A 20,752-nucleotide genomic window follows, 5' to 3' on the forward strand; every position below is an offset into this window, starting at 1 on the left:
GATGACTTACTTCTATCAAAACCTAAAACAGTTTGGTGATAGTATTGCCTTGATTCAAGGTGATGCAGAACTCAGCTATAGCGGTTTGGCAAAGCAGGTTGAAGAGAGAGCGCTAGCGATTCAAAACGCAGTTGAGCAGTCAATGAGCGATATGGGCTTGAATGGCTCAGAAGCAGACCAACCACCCAAGCGCTTGGTCGGCATGATTGCTGATAATTCAGTAGCCAGCGTAGTGAATTATTTAGCGCTACTGTCACAAAATTACGCAATCCTTTTTATTAGCGAAGCACAACTTGAGACGCATCAGAAAAATGTTGATAAAGCACACAATAGAGAAACGCAGCCGCTTGACGTGATCAGTGCATATCAAATTCGAGTGGTGATACACGAAGAAACGTTTCATACTTTGCATCCTCAAAGTCCCAAAGATAATAGCGATACGCAAACTATGTTGCCGAGTATACAAGACAATATTGCGCTATTACTCAGCACCTCGGGTAGCACGGGTACGAGTAAACAAGTGGTCCTTTCTTACGATAATCTGCAAGCTAATTGCGACAGTATTTGTGCTTATTTACCCATCGAACAGTCTGACGTGACCATTACCACTTTACCCTTCAATTATTCCTATGGTTTATCTATCGTTAATACTCATTTAGCGGTGGGAGCGAGTATTGTTTTGACCTCACTCTCAGTAATGCAGAGAGAGTTTTGGCAAACATTTGAACGACATTCAGTCACGAGTTTTGGTGGTGTACCGCATAGTTATGAAATGCTCTTGCGCTTAAAGTTTACGTCTATGGCGCTACCCAGTCTGAAATATTTTACTCAAGCCGGTGGCAAATTAAGCCCTGATAGGGTGAAACAGCTTGCAAGCTACGCGAGCGATAATCACAAGTCATTTTTTGTTATGTATGGGCAAACTGAAGCGACAGCTAGAATGGCATACGCTGACCATATCAAACTCTTGGCCAAACCAGAGACAATTGGCAAAGCGATACCCAATACCAGACTTCGCGTAGAAGGCGATGAGCTTGTGTTTACAGGTGAAAATGTGATGTTGGGTTATGCAAACTCCTGCCGTGACTTGGCGTCAATGCCGGGAGTTGCAATACTGTACACCGGTGATCTTGCTTATGAAGATGATGACGGTGATTTTTTTATTACCGGAAGAAGTAAGCGCATTGTTAAGTTATTCGGTGAGCGTTTAAGTTTAGATGCCTTGCAAAATTCTTTGCAAAGCGCTCTGCAACGATGTGCCGATTCGCAAACCTTGCATAATATGATTGAACATGTATTTTGTGTCGGTGACGATAAACGTTTGCACATTGCTGTAGTGGTGAGCGGCGTGGCAAAACAGAGCGACGCTGATATAGAGCTAATTTTGAATATGCTCAAGCAGTATATGCGAAACCTGAACATTCATGCGAGCGCAATGAAATATCACATCATCAATGAAACCCCGTTAACCTCAAATGGGAAGGTTGATTACCCTGCTTTGTTGGCCAGTTTGCAAAGTCAGCAGGTAGCAAGCAGATCAGCGACAGGACAGGCAGGAGATCAGTCTTGAGTTTCGATAGCACCGACAATATTTCGAGTGAAGACCCAGCAAAAAAAACGGCATACGAAGCTTACCTGCAAGGCTTTCAGAGCTTGTTGGAAACGGCGCCTTTTTCATTGAGTAAAATTGCAAAAGATAAGCTCTTAGGTGCCGTGATCAAAGATTTGCATGAATACCATACAACCCAATGTCTTGCGTTTAAGCATATTCATCAAGCTATCGCGTTTTCGTCAAACTCGCAAAATGATCTATTGTTGCCGTCAATTCCTATGCTTGCCGTTCGCCTATTCAAACAGCATGAACTGAGCAGTATTGAATCAGAGGCTATTTTCAAAGTACTCAGTTCTTCTGGGACGAGTGGCCAAACACCAGCAAGAATACTACTTGATCGTGATACCAGTGCACGGCAATCCAAAGTCTTAGTGAATATCATGCAAACCATACTGGGTAAGCAACGTTTGCCGATGCTGGTCATTGACAGTGAATCAGTTGCGCGCGGCCGAGCAGGCTTCAGTGCGAGAACCGCAGGAATACAAGGTTTATCCTTTTTCGGGCGCAAACATACCTATGCTCTGAATGAAGACATGAGCCCTAACTGGCAGGCTATTGAGGCATTTTTTGCAGCACATGGCAAAGGCCCTGTTCTCATCTTTGGCTTTACCTTTATGATTTGGCAATATTTGATCAAGCAAGCGAAGCAAGATAAAAGGCAATTCGCGGCTGAAAAAGCGCTGATAATTCACAGCGGTGGGTGGAAAAAATTAGAAGCAGAAAAAGTCGACAATGCCACCTTTAAAAAGGCATGCGAAAGCATGATAGCCGGCAGCCAAGTGCATAACTTTTATGGTATGGCGGAGCAGGTAGGTAGCATATTCATTGAGTGTCCATTAGGTCACTTACATGCGCCTAACATGGCCGAGGTCTTAATTCGCCGACCACATAACTTGAGTCTTGCCGAACATGGAGAAACGGGGATCATTGAGGTACTTTCAGCCTTACCTAGTTCTTATCCAGGACACGCTATTTTAACTGAAGATATGGGCCGCATATTAGGTGAAGACGATTGCCCATGCGGTTGGAAGGGTAAATACTTTGAAGTTTTGGGTCGTATCCCGAAGGTCGAGGTGAGAGGGTGTAGTGACACGCATGGATAACATTCACTTTTTATGCCCCTGCAAAGTCAATGGTGACTTCGTTAGAACGTTGCCTATTCTGCCGACGAGTCAGTCTGGCAATGCTATTGTTGATGATAGCGCTCATACACATGCTCGTACAAAGAAAAGTGCTCATATCTACAAACATAGCCTTGAAACATGGTTAAGCGATTTTATAAAGACTCAGCCTTTACCTGCGTTCTATTCTCTGAGCTTTCATTTCATTGAAGACCTGTCTAAGAAATTATTAAAAAATCCACAATATCGTGAATACCCTGAACTTATTGCTTTAGGCTTTTGGTTACGAAAATCAAATTTGAGTAAGAAAATCGACTCGGCCAAAAATAAAAGAGAAGAGCACATTGAGAGTCAGCAAGCACTGGGCCTTGTCGCGCACTTTACGCCAGCGAACGTTGATACGATGTTCATTTATAGTTGGGTTGCCTCGTTACTGATTGGTAACCTAAATATTGTCCGAGTGGCCAGCCAAGACTCTGTCAGTAAAGTATTACTACTAGAGTTGATCAATGCGCTATTCGCTGAGTCAAGATACGAAGAGATAGCAAGTCGAAACGTGTTTGTGAGTTATGACAAGTTATCGGATGCAAGCCAAATCATATGTGCGAAAGCCGATGCACGAATGATGTGGGGTGGTGATGCAAGTGTTGCGCAGATTCAAGCGCTACCAACTAAGTCGCATACAAAAGACTTTAGTTTCGCCGATAAATATTCGGTCGCTATCGTTTCAGATAATGTAATTTCTCATTCTATTGAGAATATAGCGCAGCGTCTGTGGCGTGATACGCAGGCTTTTCAGCAACAAGCATGTTCCTCACCACGTGTCCTCTATGTGATTCAGCAAGAGACAAGCAAGAGTGAATTGAGAAAAGCACTAAAAGCATTGTTTGCCAAGCTAGCGCAAATGGCGAAAGCTGATAAAGGTGACTGGCCTGATATTGGTAGAACTAATGAGCATCTATTAGCCCTGCAAAATTTGGCCCTTGGACAATTATGTTGCCCAGATGATGCCCTGATTGCATTAAACTTAGTCAGTGCAATATCCCTAGATGTACTGAGCCAAGATGCTCTCGATCGTCATTCAGGTAATGGCTTGTTTTACGTCAGAGTTGTCTCGTCTACTGAAATAGTCGCCGATGAATTGGCGAATTGTTTACCAGATAAGCTACAAACGGTATCGATTGCCATTGAAGACGATATAAACCCCAAGATTGCTGATAGCATCTATCATTTGTTAGGTCAGCGTGTAAAGCATGAGCAATATCGTGTGCAAGCACTGGGTGAAGCCTTGGACTTCAGCTTTCATTGGGACGGCTACGACCTTTTGCGTCAACTAGCAAAAAACTAAGCTTCTTTCGAGAGCTTGGTGCCTTGTTGACAAAAGAACACGCGAAAAACACCTAAAACTACCTTTAAAAACGAAGAAATAGACAGTGTCTGGCATTCATTTTGCTTCGTATTTCATAACACCGCCGGTTTGCCGCCATCATTAGGTCAACAAATTTATAATTTGGCCGATATCGTGACAAACCTTATGTCATCACAACGAAGATAAGATCGGCGACAACCTCAACTACAAAGGTAAACAATTTACAATGAGCGATAAAACAGTTTATGTCGGCATGAGCGCTGACCTTGTGCATCCTGGGCATCTCAATATATTGAACAAAGCAGCTGATTTAGGTGACGTCACCGTCGGCCTGCTAACCGACCAAGCGATAGCAAGTTACAAACGAGTTCCGTTCATGACCTTCGAGCAACGCAAACAGGTGATAGAGAATATTAAGGGTGTGAGTAATGTCATCCCTCAACATACCTTGGATTATCGCGATAATTTAAATGCGGTGAAACCAGACTACGTGGTTCATGGCGACGACTGGAAAGAAGGGGTTCAACAAAAAACCCGTCAACAAGTTATCGACTGCCTTGCTCAATGGGGTGGTGAGCTTGTTGAAGTGCCTTACACACAAGGTATTTCTTCAACACAATTGCAGGCAGCCATGAAAGATCTTGGTACAACACCTCAGATCCGCTTGAAAGCCTTACGTCGATTATTAAATGCCAAACCTCTCGTGCGCTTCCTTGATATTCATAACGCCTTGTCTGGCCTGATCATTGAAAATACCAAAGTTGAGATCGAAGGGCGTATTGAAGAGTTTGATGGTATGTGGGGTAGTAGCTTGACTGACTCCACGGCAAAAGGTAAACCAGACATTGAGGCAGTGGATGTATCTTCTCGTATGAGTACCTTAAACGAAGTACTAGAGGTAACAACAAAGCCGATTATTTATGATGGCGATACTGGCGGTAAAACAGAGCACTTTGTATTTACAGTAAAAACACTCGAGCGCTTGGGAGTGTCGGCTGTCATTATCGAAGACAAAACAGGTTTGAAGAAAAACTCTTTGTTTGGTACTGATGTTGAACAAACCCAAGACAGTATCGAAAATTTCAGTTTGAAAATTCAAGCCGGAAAACGCGCTCAAGCAACCGATGACTTTATGATTATTGCACGCATCGAAAGCTTAATTTGCGGGCAGGGAATTGATCATGCTATTGAACGTGCCGAAGCTTTCCTTGAAGCAGGAGCCGACGGCATTATGATCCACAGCCGTGAAAAGTCACCAGACGAAATTCTGACCTTTTGCGAAAAGTATGCGGCGTTGCCGAATAAGAAATACCTCATTGCAGTGCCTTCTAGTTACAACAGTATTTATGAATCTGAGTTGCAAGCTGCCGGCGTGAATGTAGTGATATATGCTAATCAACTCTTGCGCAGCGCCTATCCAGCAATGGTATCCACAGCGCAAAGTATTCTGCAACACGGTCGCTCAGCGGAAGTTGACAAAAATATGATGCCGATTAAACAAATCTTAGAATTGATCCCGGGGACGAAGTAATGATTGCACCGAGTGAATTTTGCGATTTACTGCAGGAGCAGGGCATAGATTTCTATTGCGGTGTGCCTGACTCATTATTAAAAAATCTGTGCGAACATATTGATCAAAACACATCGGCGTCAAATCATATTATTACCGCGAATGAGGGCAACTCGATTGCTATGGCAAGTGGTTATCACCTCAGCACAGGAAAGGCTGCGATGGTGTATATGCAAAACTCTGGAATGGGGAACACGGTCAATCCTTTAACGTCACTTGCCGACCCAGAAGTTTATAGTATTCCTATGTTAATGGTCATCGGTTGGCGAGCTGAGCCTGGTGTAAAAGATGAACCACAGCATGTGAAGCAAGGGGCAATATCAACACAACTTTTAGACGTGCTAGACATTCCTTATGTTGTGCTGGATAAGACATCCCCCTTAGATGAGCTGCCGGAATTACTGGCAAAAATGTACGCAGAGAATCGACCTGTTGCAGTGCTAGTCAAAAAATCTGTCTTTACAAAGTCAGCGGCTAAGACTGCATCTACAGAAGCGTCATTAGGTCAAGACGAACTGATGTTGCGAGAGCAAGCACTATCGACAGTATTAACAGCGCTTCCAAAAGAGGCACTGGTCATTTCGACAACAGGTAAAACGAGCCGAGAGTTATTTGAATTACGCAAAGCTCAAGGTGATGTTTGTGCCGACTTTCTGACTGTCGGAGCGATGGGGCATGCCTCCTCAATCGCCATGGGGGCTGCACTGGGCTCACCGGACAGGCAAGTTGTTGTCATTGACGGTGATGGCGCATTATTAATGCATATGGGCGCAATGCCAATTATCGGTGCACATAAGGTAAAGAACTTGCTGCATATCCTGCTTAACAATGGGTGTCATGAATCGGTAGGAGGTCAAGCGACCGTTGCTAATACATTAGATATTCCAAGTATTGCCTCTTCCTGTGCTTACGTTCACTCTGCGAAGGTAAGTAAATCGGAAGATATTCAAGCTAGCATTGCGCAATTTGTGGGTGTAAAGTCTGGACCAAATCTGCTCGAAATTTCAGTTAAACCGGGTTCAAGAGATGATTTGGGGCGACCCACTGAAACACCTGTCGCCAATAAGATGGCTTTTATGGCGAAAGCAAAGCAATAAGTAAAAGCCGTAATCAACATGCTCAATACAAGCTCGCGAACATCCGAGTAAAAAGAGAAGTCTAAGAGAGTGAAATGATAAACAAAACAACTATCATCGAAACCGAAACGCTGAACGCTTCTCTCAGCCAATTGCTCATTGAACTCAACAACAACTTACCTTTAAATAAAGGGGTGCGAGTCCTGATTGTAAGTTCCGCTGGTTTCGTGAAAAGGGGATTAACAAAACACCTCATCGACGGTCTCGAGCATGATTTCGAAGGAGTGCAGATCGATCGCTACTTTGACGTCACACCAAATCCAGAACAAATGGCTTTGCAAAACTTTGTCGATGCCCATTCAAAGCAGACTGCCCACAGTGTCAGTTCAAAGCCAGCATTTATCATTGCTGTTGGTGGCGGCAGCGTCCTAGATAGTGCAAAAGTGCTCAGTCGATGGTTAGAGCAGCCCAGCGTGAACTTCGATGCCTTGCTGCAATCGGACGCTCAGTGTATTCCTCTCATTGCCGTTCCTACTACGTCTGGCACGGGAGCTGAAGTGACGCCGTTTGCGACGGTTTGGGATACATTAAGTCATAAAAAATACAGCGTGATGAACGTCGCACCGACATATGCTTTGCTCAATCCCGCGGTAACGAGCAGTTTGCCACATGAAGAAACATTATATGGGGCGCTTGATGCCTTAAGTCACGCCTTAGAGTCGCTTTGGAATAATAATCGCAATGACACGAGCGCAGCGTTTGCATTAAAAGCCATTCCACTGATTTTGGACGCCTTACCCACTGCCTTAAATAGCGCTAATGAAGATGAGGTTTTACAAGCAAGAGCGAAACTTCAGCAAGCAGCCTGTTTTGCTGGGCAAGCTATTGCAACTACCAAAACGGCGTTGGCGCATGCGATGTCATATCCCATTACATTAAGTTTCGGTGTGCCGCATGGTTTAGCGTGTAGCTTTACCTTGTCTGCCATTATTAAGCATTACCGCCACGAAACTTTGCATTTGCCAGAAGCACTAGCTAACAAGGTCTGTGCGCTTCTCGATAGCTTAGATTTGCCCAGCTACTTGGAGCAGTACACACAACGTCAATCGATAGTAGAGTCAATTGATTTTAATCTGGACCCCAGTCGCGCAGGGAATTTTGTTGCATCCTACAATCGTGAAATGCTAGGCGAAATCGTTAACGCATCGCAAAACAAGGTTGAAGAACAATCATGAGTAAAGAAAGTAGCCAGAAAAAAATTAAAACTATTTTGTTTGGCGCCGGTCCTGGGGCTGTCAACTTCATTGCTAATTGCCGCGCAAAGCGAGACTTTATTGCCTTTCTCGATAATAACCCGGATAAGAATGGCACGTATTACGAAGGCTTACCCGTTTACCTGCCCAAGGCCTTGCACGAGCTAGATTTTGATGAGGTTGTTATTACGACGCAATGGGCAGAAGAAGTTAAAATACAATTGCGAGATGATGAGAAAGTGGCGATAAGCAAAATTGTCGTACCGAAAAAAAACCAATTGAAAAAGCCCTATCCCTTTGAAAACCAGAATAGTGCGAATTTAGCCCGAGAAATTATTCTAGGTTTGAGTCGCTTAGGTAGTAAAGCGGGAGCTGAATTGGTAGTAGATTTTGGTACCTTATTGGGCATTGTTCGCGATGGCGATATTATTCCATGGGATGACGATGTCGATTTTGCTGCGCCTGTAGGTAGTGAGCTTGAAATTGAGCAAATACTCAGAACGTTTATTGAAGACAGCACTCATCCGCTAATTTGGTCCATCAGAAAAGTCACTAGAAATGATGGTGTTTGCACATCACTATTATTGGAGTTCTCAGAGAATACCGAGCATAACGAAACGTATAAGTCTTTCACGTCTTCCGTCAGCTTTCGTGAGAATGTAGATGGACGTTCACTACACTTGCCTAGTATTGGCATGTGGTACGCGCCGGAACATCACTTTGCAGGTGCCGATAGCATCGAGTGGCGAGGGCAAGAGATTTTAGTACCCAAAGACCACCTCGCTTACCTGACCTTCCAATATGGTGATTGGCAGACACCAGTGAAAGATATTCAGTTTGATGACTATGCACATATCCAAAGTGTGAGTTTTGAGGAAGTCAAAGCCGCAGGCATAAGTGTTGAGAATTTAAAACCCTAGTATAGCGACGCTTTTATTTTTTCTTGTTTTAAAAGCAAAGGCATTCTGCCAGTATAGTGCTAATGACAATATACTCGAGCACAGAACGTGGCAAAAGAACTCATCGCAAAAGAGCATGACTTAGGTGGTTTAACCGTAAAACGCGTGTTACCTCATTTCGAAAAGAAAATGGTCGGCCCTTTTATTTTCTTTGATCACATGGGCCCTACTCAGTTTAAAGCTGGGCAAGGTATTAACGTAAGACCCCACCCACATATTGGCCTTTCAACCTTAACCTATCTGTTTGAAGGCGGTATTTTACATAGAGACTCTCTTGGCAATCACTTGGAAATACTACCTGGCGACGTTAATTGGATGACCGCTGGCAAAGGCATAGTGCATTCAGAAAGAGAGACCTTCGAAGTAAGAGCCAATCCTCATGCAATAGATGGCTTGCAATGCTGGATAGCATTACCAGAAGAAATGGCTGAATTAGAGCCTTCTTTTATTCATGTGAAAAAGCAGCAATTACCGCAAATTATTTTTGAAGATGTAATGATGCGTCTTGTTGTCGGCGAAGCTTTTGGCCTTAGCAGCCCCGTAAAAACTTACTCACCGATGTTCTACCTTGATATCGCAGCCTGCGCAGGTTCGAATATTGAAAGACCAAACCCGACACAAGAAGCCGCGGTTTATGTCATATCAGGCAAAATTTCCGTCGCTGGCACTGAGTATGGTGCGGGACAGTTTGTGTTGTTTGAAGAGCAAGACATGGGCTTCTCTTTCTTGGCGCCTGGGCGAGTAGTGATGTTAGGTGGGCAGAAATTTGAAAAGACACCCTACCTGAAGTGGAATTTTGTGTCTTTTAACAAAGACCGTATCGACCAAGCGGTAGATGATTGGAGAGAAAGAAGGTTTCCTGACATTCCTGACGACAACAAAGAATTCATTCCTTTTTGAAAATGTTCATACAGCAAAGATCAAAAGCTCAAATAAAAGTTAAGCATTTTCAGTGTGTTATTTTTAAATTGTAAAAAAATGAAAATAATTACTAAAGTTCTCTTTGCCACCGCCGATAACCTGATGTGGAGTAATGTTTGTCAGCGTGACACAGCTTTACGAGAGGAGAAGTAATATGATCAAATTAGACGGTGCAAGTAACTTAGGTTTATTGCAACAAGTCCAAGACAAGCAATCAAGCCTACTTGAAAAGCTTGCTTCTGGAAAACAAGTGAATAAGGCTTCAGACGACGCGGCGGCGCAGTTAATCATCGATCGTCTTACGTCCCAAACTGAGGGTAGTCGTCAAGCTATTGCGAATGCTTACGATGGTATCTCACTTGCTCAAGTTGCCGAGTCTGGTTTAGCTAACATTAATGAAGACGCTAATCGTATTCGTGAGCTAACAGTGCAAGCGGGCAATGGCGCTCTGAACGACTCTGATCGCCAAGCACTGCAGAGCGAAATCTCACAGCTACAAGAGAATATTGCCTTAACGGTAGAACAAACTAACTTCGCGGGTAAGCCGTTGTTAAGTGGTGACCAAGACATTAAATTTCTGGTAGGTGATTCTGCGGGGGCGAATATTAACGTTGAAACCAACAATGTGACTGATTCGATCAGTGGTTTATTGAGTATCGATGTAACAGATGCTGAATCTCGCCAACAGGCTCTAGATATTGCGGATGCGTCCCTAGAGACTATTGGCAGCTTTAGAGGTGACTTAGGGGCAACTCAAAATCAGTTCGCGAGCGCCGCGAGAGTATTGAGTGAATCATCGATTAATACACAAGCTGCTCAAAGCCGTTTACAAGACTTAGATTTTGCGCAAGCGACTAGCGAGTTAGCTGCGGCACAAGTCCAGGGGCAAGCCTCTTTGTCAGTCCAAGCACAGTCAAATCAACAACAAGGTCAAGTTTTAGCCTTACTTTCATAAACGATGAAATCGAAAACGCGCATTTTGCGACATTTATGAATAAAAAAAGCGGCTTAGCCGCTTTTTTTTATGGTAATCCCTTGGTTATCAGATACCATGTGAGTATATTATTCTGGGTACAGAAGTTTAGGTTATCGATGAATACACCTATGCCCCAAATTTTATAGCGCATATTGTTTGAAACTCAATTGAGGTAGAGATGAAGGAAATTCTGATTATCAGCGACAATGAAGTTCGTAAAAATAATCTGAATGTGATACTGACTTTTATGGGTGAGGCTTGCAGTCATAGTGAATATAATCATTGTTTAAAAACGATTGAGAGCAAACCTAACTTACTCGCTGTGCTGATAGACGGTGAGGTACCTGAATTAGCCGAAGACGTTATCGAAAAATTTCAATCCATTCCATTCGTCAATATTGGTTTTCAACTTAGCGCAGAAACTTCTTTCAAAAATATGATGGGTTCACTATTTGAACCGGTCACCATGCCAGCACTGACTGAATTGTTAAACAAGTGCCAAGACTTTCGACGATTAAACACACCATCGCTTGGCTCTACAAGCGGAAAAACCAGACTATTTCGAAGTTTAGTCGGTAATAGCGATGGTATAAAAGAGGTGCGAGCTCTAATAGAGCAAGTGGCCCCGACCGAAGCCAATGTGCTCATTTTAGGCGAATCAGGCACAGGTAAAGAAGTTATCGCGCGTAACATTCATTACATGTCGAAAAGGCAAAAAGGCCCATTCATTCCTGTTAATTGCGGCGCGATTCCAGGTGAACTGCTTGAAAGTGAATTGTTTGGGCATGAGAAAGGTGCATTTACTGGTGCAATAGGGTCTCGAAAAGGTCGTTTTGAACTTGCGGAAGGTGGCACACTTTTCCTTGATGAAATTGGTGATATGCCGTTGCAGATGCAGGTAAAATTACTTCGTGTTTTGCAAGAAAGAATTTTTGAGCGCGTCGGTGGCACAAAGACAATGAAGTGCGATGTACGTATTGTCGCAGCAACTCACCGTCACCTTGAAACTATGATTAACGACGGAAAGTTTAGGGAAGATTTGTACTACCGCTTAAACGTATTCCCAATAGAAAGTCCAGCGCTACGTGAACGAGGCCAGGACATTCCTTTGCTTTTACAAGAGTTGGCCCATCGCTTAGAAAATGACAATGAAAATATTGTACGTTTTAACGATGAAGCACTGCGCTCATTAATGGCACATCAGTGGCCAGGTAACGTACGTGAGCTATCGAATTTAGTTGAGCGTCTCGCTATTTTGTATCCTACAAAAGTAGTGGGCGTGAATGATCTTCCTGTTAAATACCAGTACGGCGATATTCCAAAACCTGTCAGCTCTTTGAGTGAAGAACAGCAGGAAAGAGAAGCCTTGAACGAACTGTTCGTATCGCAACAGGATCCAGAAGGCGAGTTGTCGCAAAGTGGCATGTTGAGCACTGCGTTACCTTCTGACGGGGTGAATTTGAAAGAGTATCTCTCTGACTTAGAGATCAACTTGATCACACAAGCACTAGAACAGCAAGATTGGGTAGTTGCAAGAGCTGCTGATCAACTAGGAATGCGCAGAACCACGCTGGTCGAAAAAATGCGGAAATATGAAATTAGCCGCCAATAAGCGGTGTTAAAAAATAAATAATAAAAAGCCTTTGTCATTTTCTTGACGTTCAAAAAGGCTTTTTTTTTGGCTTGAAAACCAATAAAAACTAACAAAATCAATTGATTAAAATTTGGCATGGCTCATGCATTATCTCGGCATAACCGTAGTTGAGGTAAGAAAAGTATTATGTCGCAATTTAATCAGAGTTATTTTGTCATTGAACCACAAAATCCATTTTCCGTTGGTATGAATGATAGTACCGTGTTTCAGCCTGTCAGCCTTGAAAAGCCAAGCTCGCTAATTAGAGTAGGCACGCAAGCGCGCGTTGAAGTAAAGGAACATGATGAGAAAGACTCTGTAGAAGAGTTGCAGAATAAAGCAAAACGTCTTAACCACTTATTAGAAGTGATGCCTGCTGGCGTCATCGTGCTAGACCAGTTTGGACGAATTAAGCAAGCCAATCAGCAAGCTGTTGAACTGTTGGGTGAGCCCTTAGAGAAAGAGTTGTGGCGAGAGATTATACATCGCTCGTTTAAGCCACAAGCGGATGATGGTCATGAGGTTTCGTTGCGAGACGGCCGAAAAGTAAAATTATCAATTACGCCTTTGGTTGAAGAGAAGGGGCAACTGATTGTGATTACTGATTTAACTGAAACGCGCGAACTACAAAGCCGCATCAGTCACTTACAACGACTTTCATCGCTCGGAAAAATGGTAGCCTCACTTGCACATCAAGTGCGTACGCCATTATCTTCTGCCATGCTATATGCAGCCAATTTACGTTCACTCAATCTAAATAACGATATGGCTGACCGTTTCACCACGAACTTGCAGAACCGGTTGAAAGACCTAGAAAGCCAAGTGAATGACATGCTTCTATTTGCGAAAAGCGGCGAGCAACAAATCGTAGCGCCACTTACCTTGTATCAAGTCATGGTGAATAGCGTTGAAGCGGTAGATGCCCTGCTTGGCACTAAATCAATCCACCTCAAATTGGATGATAAACCACTAGATGCTGAATTGATGGGGAATGAAACTGCATTAACTGGCGCTATCAGTAACCTACTGCACAATGCCATTCAAGTATCTAAAGAGGGTGATGTAATCCATGTGAACTGTGATGTAGTCAATGAAGACGACGTAAACTACATTCGCATTAAGGTTAAAGATCAAGGTTGTGGTTTATCTAGTGAGCAGATCGATAGAATATTCGAACCGTTCTTTACAACAAAATCTCAAGGCACAGGCCTTGGACTAGCGGTGGTGAAATCTGTGGCAAAGTCTCACAAAGGTTTTATCAGAGCTGAAAATAATCAACACAAAGGCGCTTGTTTTACCCTCATGATTCCTTGTTTAAGCAGTGCGAGCAAAGCCGTAACAATCACCCCTCAAACCAAGAAAATTGAATATGGAGCCGCGATATGAGTAAAACCAAAATTCTCATTGTTGAAGACGACCATGGCTTGAGAGAAGCCCTAGTTGATACACTCATGCTTGGAGGTTATCAGGTCACACCGGTTGATTCAGCTGAAAATGCGATGGTCAAACTGGGCAGTGCGTCGTTTGATTTGGTGGTGAGCGATATTCAGATGGGTGGCATGAGCGGCCTGTCGTTGTTAAAGAGTGTGAAAGCAAAATACCCTAAATTACCCATGTTGTTGATGACTGCATTTGCAAATATTGACGATGCAATTCAGGCAATGCGCGATGGTGCAACCGATTACTTATCGAAACCATTCGCTCCTGAAGTATTATTGAACTTAGTTGGGCGTTATGCGCCGGCACAGAAAGTTGAATCTACAACACCGATTGTGGCAGATCCATCAAGTATTCGTATGCTAGAGCTGGCGCGCAAAGTCGCCAAATCCGATGCCACTGTGATGGTGCTAGGACCAAGTGGTTCAGGTAAAGAAGTGTTATCGCGCTACATCCATGATCAAAGTCGTCGTAATTCATCTCCATTTGTTGCCATCAATTGTGCTGCAATTCCAGAAAACATGCTAGAAGCCACGCTGTTTGGCTATGAAAAAGGTGCGTTTACAGGTGCGGTTCAAGCTTGTCCTGGTAAGTTCGAACAGGCGCAAGAAGGCACCTTGTTGTTAGATGAAATTACTGAGATGGACTTAGCTTTACAAGCTAAATTACTGCGTGTTCTACAAGAGCGCGAAGTTGAGCGCTTAGGCGGTAGAAAAACGATTTCCTTAAATGTGAGGGTTATAGCGACGAGTAATCGCGATCTAAAACTTGCAGTAGATGAAGGGAAGTTTAGAGAAGATTTATACTATCGATTGAATGTGTTCCCTATCACTTGGCAGCCACTCAGTCAGCGTATTGGCGATATCATCCCATTGGCGAAACATATGATTCAGCGTCATGCTTCTGCGCAAGGCATCGTGGTGCCCGATATTACTATGGCGGCCCAACATAAGCTGATGCAGCATACGTGGCCGGGCAATGTTCGTGAGCTAGAAAACGTTATTCAACGCGCATTAATTTTGTCTGAAGAGGGCAATATAGACAGCGACGACTTGATGATTGAAGCGACGAACAACGTAGAACGTACCACAAGTACACATTTTAATGCTGAGACTGAAGAAAATACCGACGCTGTCGATAACAATTTATTAGGGTCAGAACTTCGTTATCAAGAACATCAGATCATTCTGGATGCTTTACAAGCTTTTAATGGCAAGCGTAAAGACGTTGCAGAAAAGCTGGGCATAAGCCCAAGAACGTTGCGCTATAAGTTAGCAAGAATGCGTGATTCTGGTATTGAGGTTCCGAACTAAGTCCATTTTTAAGTACGATTTCCCAATGCTTGTTTGTAAGCAGTAAAGACAGGATGTCATCCCTATTATGCCGCTAGCCTTTAGCGGCATTTTTTTGTCACTCACTTTCTTATCCCAAATATATCACTAAAGCCTTGCCTGTATTGCGCTACAAGCTAGTTCATGAAGTTGGCACTGTTATTGCAAAATCCACATCAATCGTCGGTATTAGGCCGCAGAAATTCAAAATAATGACACAAGAGGCATTGTGATGGACATTAAAGCAAACTCAATTTATCAGGAAATGCAGGCAATGATGGGGGATATCAAACCTATTCAGTCACCTATTCAATCTGGTATGCCAGCGGGCTTGGGAAATACTTCAGGTGCGCAATTCTCAGATATGTTGAGTCAAGCAGTAAACAATGTGAACGATATGCAGGCGACCTCTCGTGAAATGCAAAAGTCATTTGATATGGGCAACCCCGACCTCAGTCTAGCTGATGTCATGATTGCCAAAGAAAAGGCGGGTATTGCTTTTGAAGCAACCATGCAAGTACGTAACAAAGTACTTGAAGCCTACAAAACTATTATGAATATGCCGGTTTAAGGAACTAAGTCGTGGCTGAAGCAGCAAGTACAGAACTCGCACTATCCGATAATCTTGATAACGGAGATGATGCAGTAGAGTCAAAACCCAGTTTGGTAGACCAGTTGGGTACTACTGAGATGGTTAGACAAATTACCTTGGTTGTTACCTTAGTGATTTGTATCGCCATCGCCTTTTTCGTGTTTTTGTGGTCAAAAGAGCCGACTTACCGTCCTTTGGCTCAAATGCCTACTCAAGAGCTGATTGAAACGCTTGATTATCTCGACCAAAACGAAATTCAGTACAAGCTAGAAGGCAATACAGTTTATGTCGTTGAGTCACAATTTAAAGATGTGAAGTTCGGCATGGCGCGCAACGGTATTAGTAATGAAGCGTCCCAAGGCACTGATATTATCATGCAAGATATGGGCTTTGGTGTGAGTCAGCGCGTTGAAATGGAGCGTTTGAAGCATGCTCGCGAACAACAGATTGCACGTACAATTGAAGACATGAATGGTATCGGTAGAGCCAGAGTGTTGCTTGCTTTACCCAAAGAGAACGTGTTTGCCCGCAGAGAGAAAAAGGCAAGCGCAACGGTTGTGGTAACCGCTCGCCGTGGCAATGTGATTTCGGGAGAAGAAGTTGACTCTATTGTTGATATTGTGGCCAGCGCTGTGCAAGGCATGGAGCCTAGTAGAGTCACCGTCACCGATAACAATGGGCGTTTATTGAATTCGGGATCACAAGATGCAGGTGCATCGGCTGCCAGAAAAGAATATGAGTTAGAGAAAAAACGTGAATCAGAATATATGGAAAAGATAGACTCTATTCTGATCCCTGTATTAGGTTTGGGTAATTATACAGCACAAGCCGATGTTACCATGGACTTTACTGCGACTGAGCAAACTCAACGTCGCTATAATCCAGACTTGCCCGCTGTGCGCAGCGAAATGATTTCAGAACAAAACAATGTTGGCAACGTAATTGCGGGCATTCCCGGGGCTCTCTCGAATCAACCGCCATTAGATGCCAACATCCCAGAAAATGCGGGTGGTGGTGCTAACGGTGCTCCTGTCCCAGGAAGTAACAGTAAAGAATCAACCCGTAACTACGAATTAGATACAACGATCAGCCACACTAAAAAGCAAAGCGGTGTAATTCGTCGCCTTAGTGTTTCTGTGGCTGTGGACTATACTTCAGCTACAGCTGAGGATGGTACCGTATCAATGACACCTAAAAGCCAAGAGGAACTGTTAAATATTCGTCGCTTGTTGCAAGGCGGTATTGGTTTTGATGTGACTCGCGGAGACTCTTTAGAGGTGGTTAGCATTCCATTCAATCGAATTGATTTGGGTGCGATTGAAGAAAAGCCACTGTGGGAACAAGAGCGCTTTATGCCAATCTTAAAGTTAGTATTGGGTGCCTTAGTCATTATTGTTCTCATCTTCTTTGTGGTTCGCCCAATGTTGATGAAACTTATCTTCCCAGAGAATAATATTGCTGATGACGAATTTGATGAATCTGATCTAGACTTAGGTGATGATCCTATCGCGATGCTAAGCGATGAATTCGACGAAACACAAGTCGGTTTTGCTGCAGATGGTTCATTGATGCTGCCAAACCTGCGTAAAGATGAAGATGTACTGAAAGCAGTACGAGCCTTAGTTGCGAACGAGCCTGAATTATCAGCGCAAGTAGTGCGCGGTTGGTTGTTACAAGACGAATAAGGAATAGAAAAGATGGCTGATGATCAAATTGAAGAAGAAAAACCGCTCTACGACGTCAACAAATTAGACGGCGTTGAAAAAGCATCCATTCTATTGTTAAGTTTATCTGAAGAAGATGCTGCCCAAATTTTAAAGTTCATGGAACCCAAGCAGGTCCAAGTACTCGGTGCAGCAATGGCAGCGATGGACGATATGACGCAGGACAAGATTACTGCAGTGCATACGCACTTTATTGATGAAATTCAGAATTACTCGACTATTGGCTTCAAGAGCCAAGACTTCGTAAAACGTGCATTGATTTCCGCACTAGGCGAAGATAAGGCCGCGCATCTACTTGATCAAATTATGACAGGTAGCGGAGCGAAAGGCCTTGAGTCTCTAAAATGGATGGACTCGAAACAAGTCGCTACGATCATCCGAAATGAGCATCCTCAAATTCAAACAATCGTGATGTCATATTTAGAGCCTGAACAGTCAGCCGAGATATTAGCGCAGTTCCCTGAGAAAGTACGTTTAGACCTATTAATGCGTGTTGCCAACTTGGAAGAAGTACAACCGGCGGCACTACAAGAGTTGAATGAGATCATGGAAAAACAATTTGCCGGTCAAGCCGGTGCACAAGCAGCCAAAATGGGCGGCTTGAAGTCAGCTGCAAATATTATGAACTACCTCGATACCAACATTGAAGGTCAGTTGATGGATGCGATTAGAGAGCAGGACGAAGAAATGAGTCAGCAGATTCAAGATCTGATGTTCGTGTTCGACAACCTCATTGATGTTGATGACCGCGGTATTCAGGCTATCTTGCGTGAAACACAGCAAGAAAGCTTAATGAAAGCAATCAAAGGCGCTGATGAAGAGTTACGTAACAAAATTACTGGCAACATGTCTAAACGAGCCGCTGAGATGCTTTTGGATGATCTTGAAGCCATGGGTCCTGTTCGCCTGAGTGAAGTCGAAACAGCTCAAAAAGAAATTCTCTCCATTGCACGACGCTTAGCTGATGCTGGTGAAGTGATGCTCGGTGGTGGCGGTGGTGAAGAGTTCGTTTAATGACTATTTCTAGTAGTAAAGGGAGCACTCAATCCTATCGACCTTTGAGTCAAGCAATGCAAGACGATGCACAAGCCTGGGATTTACCTACGGTTGATCCCAGAGTTAAAAGCACAGAAACAAATGCTTTAAATCGAAGCCGCGAATGGAAATATGAACCGCCAGAAATTGAAGAAGAAGTAAAACCCTTAACCGCCCAAGATATTGAAGCTATTCGTCAATCTGCCTATGAAGAGGGTTTAGCCTCAGGTAAAGAAGAAGGCTATGAAGCCGGTTTTACTGAAGGTAAGGAAGCGGGTTTCGAAGCCGGTATGAGTGAGGGCAAAGAACAAGGCCTTGCACAAGGAATGGAGTCGGGACAACAACAAATTGACGAACTGGCTCGCAGCTGGCAAAACATCATAGAGCAAGCTGCCAAACCTTTGGCGCAGGTGAACTTAGACCTAGAACAAGAGCTAGTGATTTTAGCCTCAAAGCTAGCAAAAGCGGTAATTGGTGTTGAAGTCCAAACCCAGAATGACGTGTTACTGGCAGCAATTAGCGAAGGTATAAAAGTACTTCCCATTCAAGAAAGCCAATATCAATTCCAAATGAATCCTATCGATTTAGCAATGGTGAAAGGGCATTTTGGTGAACAAACAATTCAAGACAATCATTGGCAACTGATTGAAAACCCGAGCATGGAGCGCGGTGGTTGTGAAATTACTACGGTGAATAACGCCGTTGATATGTCCATTGAACGTCGCAGTAAAGAAGTATTCAATCAATTTTTATCTGCACAGGGAGTGAATCATGACCCTCGCAATGCTGGATAAAATAAAACAATTACAAGAACAAGTCCCAACGCCAACACCTATTTCTTCTGGGAAGTTAGTGCGTGGTGTAGGGCTAACATTAGAAGCGGTAGGGTGCCAAGTTCCCGTCGGTGGTCGTTGCCTAGTGCAAACTAGCGCAGGTGAGATTGAAGCCGAGGTTGTTGGTTTTTCTGGTGACATTACCTACTTAATGCCGAGTGAATCCGTTAAAGGGATCGTACCAGGATCTCGTGTAAAACCCTTATCAAAAGACAGTGGTTTGCCTGTGGGGGACTCATTATTAGGTCGTGTTATCGATGCCAATGGTGAGCCATTAGATGGAAAAGGACCCTTAGGTTGTGATGCGAGCGCATCATTGACGCCCCCCCCGATTAATCCTCTTGTACGCAAACCAGTAAAAGAGCCACTTGATGTTGGTGTAAGAGCCATTAATACCGTATTGACTGTCGGAAAAGGACAACGAATGGGTTTGTTCGCAGGCAGCGGTGTGGGTAAAAGTGTGCTTATGGGTATGATGACTCGAGGTACAAGTGCTGATGTTGTTGTAGTGGGTTTGATAGGTGAACGTGGTCGAGAAGTAAAAGAATTCATTCAAGACATTTTGAGCGAAGAAGAGCGTGAAAAAGCGGTCGTAATAGCAGCACCTGCAGATACTTCACCGCTCATGCGTTTAAAAGGGTGCGAAGCTGCAGTCACTGTTGCTGAGTACTTCCGTGATCAAGGCAAGAATGTATTATTGCTCATTGATTCCTTAACACGTTATGCAATGGCACAGCGAGAAATTGCTTTGGCTGTTGGTGAACCGCCAGCAACGAAAGGATATCCACCATCCGTCTTTGCTAAATTACCTGCACTAGTTGAACGGGCAGGGAATGGCACTGAGTTGCAAGGTTCTATCACTGCGTTTTACACGGTACTAACAGAAGGCGATGACCTACAGGATCCGATTGCTGATTCTGCCCGGGCGATTCTGGACGGACACGTTGTATTGTCGCGTAAATTAGCTGAGTCAGGGCACTATCCAGCTATTGATATAGAAGCGTCGATTAGTCGTGTAATGCCTCAAGTTGTTGATGAAGAGCATGTGCTTCAGGCACGCAATATCAAGCAGGTTTATTCCACCTATCAACAAAACAAAGATTTAATCAGCATCGGTGCATACGCAAGAGGGTCAGACAACCGTATTGATTTATCAATTGCGGCCGAACCTGCAATCAACGCTTTTTTACAACAATCGATGGGACAAGTCATTCCTTTCCAAGATTGCATCGAATCAATGGCGACCTTGAGTCAAGGTTTGAACGCAGCATCTGCGCATGGGCAACAAGCCCAGCAAAATCAGCGGTAGG

17 protein-coding genes are annotated in these 20,752 nt (G+C 43.8%); all 17 read left to right on the forward strand.

Annotated features, from left to right (window positions below; genetic code table 11):
* Position 1: 1 nt before the first annotated feature.
* The 17 genes from RM556_RS07755 (at position 2) to fliI (ending at position 20,751) form a co-directional block, all read left to right on the forward strand.
* Positions 2-1,570 carry an AMP-binding protein gene (locus RM556_RS07755; RefSeq protein WP_311374331.1) on the forward strand — a complete coding sequence of 523 codons (1,569 nt, stop codon included), beginning with the start codon at positions 2-4 and terminating at the stop codon, positions 1,568-1,570.
* Positions 1,567-2,715, forward strand: a complete 1,149-nt coding sequence (locus tag RM556_RS07760) for an acyl-protein synthetase (RefSeq protein WP_311374332.1) — start codon at positions 1,567-1,569, stop codon at positions 2,713-2,715. The genes RM556_RS07755 and RM556_RS07760 overlap by 4 nt, the downstream gene beginning before the upstream one ends.
* Positions 2,708-4,081: an acyl-CoA reductase gene (locus RM556_RS07765; RefSeq protein ID WP_311374333.1), complete on the forward strand. Its 1,374-nt coding sequence runs from the start codon at positions 2,708-2,710 to the stop codon at positions 4,079-4,081. The genes RM556_RS07760 and RM556_RS07765 overlap by 8 nt, the downstream gene beginning before the upstream one ends.
* Before the next feature lie 247 nt (positions 4,082-4,328).
* The gene (gene aepX, locus RM556_RS07770) at positions 4,329-5,633 is read left to right on the forward strand and encodes a phosphoenolpyruvate mutase (protein ID WP_311361599.1); all 1,305 of its coding nucleotides are present in this window, start codon (positions 4,329-4,331) and stop codon (positions 5,631-5,633) included.
* Positions 5,633-6,769 carry a phosphonopyruvate decarboxylase gene (gene aepY, locus RM556_RS07775; protein WP_311374334.1) on the forward strand — a complete coding sequence of 379 codons (1,137 nt, stop codon included), beginning with the start codon at positions 5,633-5,635 and terminating at the stop codon, positions 6,767-6,769. Before aepX ends, aepY begins: the two co-directional genes overlap by 1 nt.
* A 74-nt stretch (positions 6,770-6,843) precedes the next feature.
* Positions 6,844-7,983, forward strand: coding sequence for a phosphonoacetaldehyde reductase (locus RM556_RS07780; protein WP_311374335.1), 1,140 nt, complete (start codon positions 6,844-6,846; stop codon positions 7,981-7,983).
* On the forward strand, positions 7,980-8,921 hold the full coding sequence (locus tag RM556_RS07785) for a LicD family protein (RefSeq protein WP_311374336.1): 942 nt from the start codon (positions 7,980-7,982) through the stop codon (positions 8,919-8,921). The genes RM556_RS07780 and RM556_RS07785 overlap by 4 nt, the downstream gene beginning before the upstream one ends.
* Before the next feature lie 87 nt (positions 8,922-9,008).
* The gene (locus tag RM556_RS07790; RefSeq protein ID WP_311361603.1) at positions 9,009-9,860 is read left to right on the forward strand and encodes a pirin family protein; all 852 of its coding nucleotides are present in this window, start codon (positions 9,009-9,011) and stop codon (positions 9,858-9,860) included.
* A gap of 175 nt (positions 9,861-10,035) precedes the next feature.
* Positions 10,036-10,836, forward strand: coding sequence for a flagellin (locus tag RM556_RS07795; RefSeq protein ID WP_311374337.1), 801 nt, complete (start codon positions 10,036-10,038; stop codon positions 10,834-10,836).
* A gap of 199 nt (positions 10,837-11,035) precedes the next feature.
* Positions 11,036-12,469, forward strand: a complete 1,434-nt coding sequence (locus RM556_RS07800; RefSeq protein ID WP_311361605.1) for a sigma-54 dependent transcriptional regulator — start codon at positions 11,036-11,038, stop codon at positions 12,467-12,469.
* 168 nt (positions 12,470-12,637) lie between these two features.
* Positions 12,638-13,876 (forward strand): HAMP domain-containing sensor histidine kinase, encoded by a 1,239-nt coding sequence (locus tag RM556_RS07805; protein ID WP_311374338.1) that lies wholly within the window; start codon positions 12,638-12,640, stop codon positions 13,874-13,876.
* Positions 13,873-15,240, forward strand: coding sequence for a sigma-54 dependent transcriptional regulator (locus tag RM556_RS07810; protein WP_311361607.1), 1,368 nt, complete (start codon positions 13,873-13,875; stop codon positions 15,238-15,240). Before RM556_RS07805 ends, RM556_RS07810 begins: the two co-directional genes overlap by 4 nt.
* A 250-nt stretch (positions 15,241-15,490) precedes the next feature.
* Positions 15,491-15,829 (forward strand): flagellar hook-basal body complex protein FliE, encoded by a 339-nt coding sequence (gene fliE / locus RM556_RS07815; RefSeq protein WP_311361608.1) that lies wholly within the window; start codon positions 15,491-15,493, stop codon positions 15,827-15,829.
* 11 nt (positions 15,830-15,840) lie between these two features.
* Positions 15,841-17,535, forward strand: coding sequence for a flagellar basal-body MS-ring/collar protein FliF (gene fliF, locus RM556_RS07820; protein WP_311361609.1), 1,695 nt, complete (start codon positions 15,841-15,843; stop codon positions 17,533-17,535).
* A gap of 12 nt (positions 17,536-17,547) precedes the next feature.
* The gene (gene fliG / locus RM556_RS07825; RefSeq protein ID WP_311361610.1) at positions 17,548-18,588 is read left to right on the forward strand and encodes a flagellar motor switch protein FliG; all 1,041 of its coding nucleotides are present in this window, start codon (positions 17,548-17,550) and stop codon (positions 18,586-18,588) included.
* Positions 18,588-19,403, forward strand: coding sequence for a flagellar assembly protein FliH (fliH, locus tag RM556_RS07830; RefSeq protein ID WP_311361611.1), 816 nt, complete (start codon positions 18,588-18,590; stop codon positions 19,401-19,403). The genes fliG and fliH overlap by 1 nt, the downstream gene beginning before the upstream one ends.
* Positions 19,381-20,751: a flagellar protein export ATPase FliI gene (gene fliI, locus RM556_RS07835; protein ID WP_311374339.1), complete on the forward strand. Its 1,371-nt coding sequence runs from the start codon at positions 19,381-19,383 to the stop codon at positions 20,749-20,751. Before fliH ends, fliI begins: the two co-directional genes overlap by 23 nt.
* Position 20,752: the final 1 nt, after the last annotated feature.

Origin of the sequence: Alteromonas sp. W364 (assembly GCF_031846205.1) — a bacterium.
GTDB lineage: Bacteria > Pseudomonadota > Gammaproteobacteria > Enterobacterales > Alteromonadaceae > Glaciecola > Glaciecola blandensis.

Coding starts and splice junctions, on each gene's coding strand:
- fliE (WP_311361608.1), top strand. CDS start 15,491: ATGGACATTAAAGCAAACTCAATTTATCAGGAAATGCAGGCAATGATG.
- RM556_RS07755 (WP_311374331.1), top strand. CDS start 2: ATGACTTACTTCTATCAAAACCTAAAACAGTTTGGTGATAGTATTGCC.
- RM556_RS07810 (WP_311361607.1), top strand. CDS start 13,873: ATGAGTAAAACCAAAATTCTCATTGTTGAAGACGACCATGGCTTGAGA.
- aepY (WP_311374334.1), top strand. CDS start 5,633: ATGATTGCACCGAGTGAATTTTGCGATTTACTGCAGGAGCAGGGCATA.
- RM556_RS07795 (WP_311374337.1), top strand. CDS start 10,036: ATGATCAAATTAGACGGTGCAAGTAACTTAGGTTTATTGCAACAAGTC.
- RM556_RS07780 (WP_311374335.1), top strand. CDS start 6,844: ATGATAAACAAAACAACTATCATCGAAACCGAAACGCTGAACGCTTCT.
- RM556_RS07800 (WP_311361605.1), top strand. CDS start 11,036: ATGAAGGAAATTCTGATTATCAGCGACAATGAAGTTCGTAAAAATAAT.
- fliI (WP_311374339.1), top strand. CDS start 19,381: ATGACCCTCGCAATGCTGGATAAAATAAAACAATTACAAGAACAAGTC.
- RM556_RS07785 (WP_311374336.1), top strand. CDS start 7,980: ATGAGTAAAGAAAGTAGCCAGAAAAAAATTAAAACTATTTTGTTTGGC.
- fliG (WP_311361610.1), top strand. CDS start 17,548: ATGGCTGATGATCAAATTGAAGAAGAAAAACCGCTCTACGACGTCAAC.
- aepX (WP_311361599.1), top strand. CDS start 4,329: ATGAGCGATAAAACAGTTTATGTCGGCATGAGCGCTGACCTTGTGCAT.
- RM556_RS07805 (WP_311374338.1), top strand. CDS start 12,638: ATGTCGCAATTTAATCAGAGTTATTTTGTCATTGAACCACAAAATCCA.
- fliH (WP_311361611.1), top strand. CDS start 18,588: ATGACTATTTCTAGTAGTAAAGGGAGCACTCAATCCTATCGACCTTTG.
- RM556_RS07765 (WP_311374333.1), top strand. CDS start 2,708: ATGGATAACATTCACTTTTTATGCCCCTGCAAAGTCAATGGTGACTTC.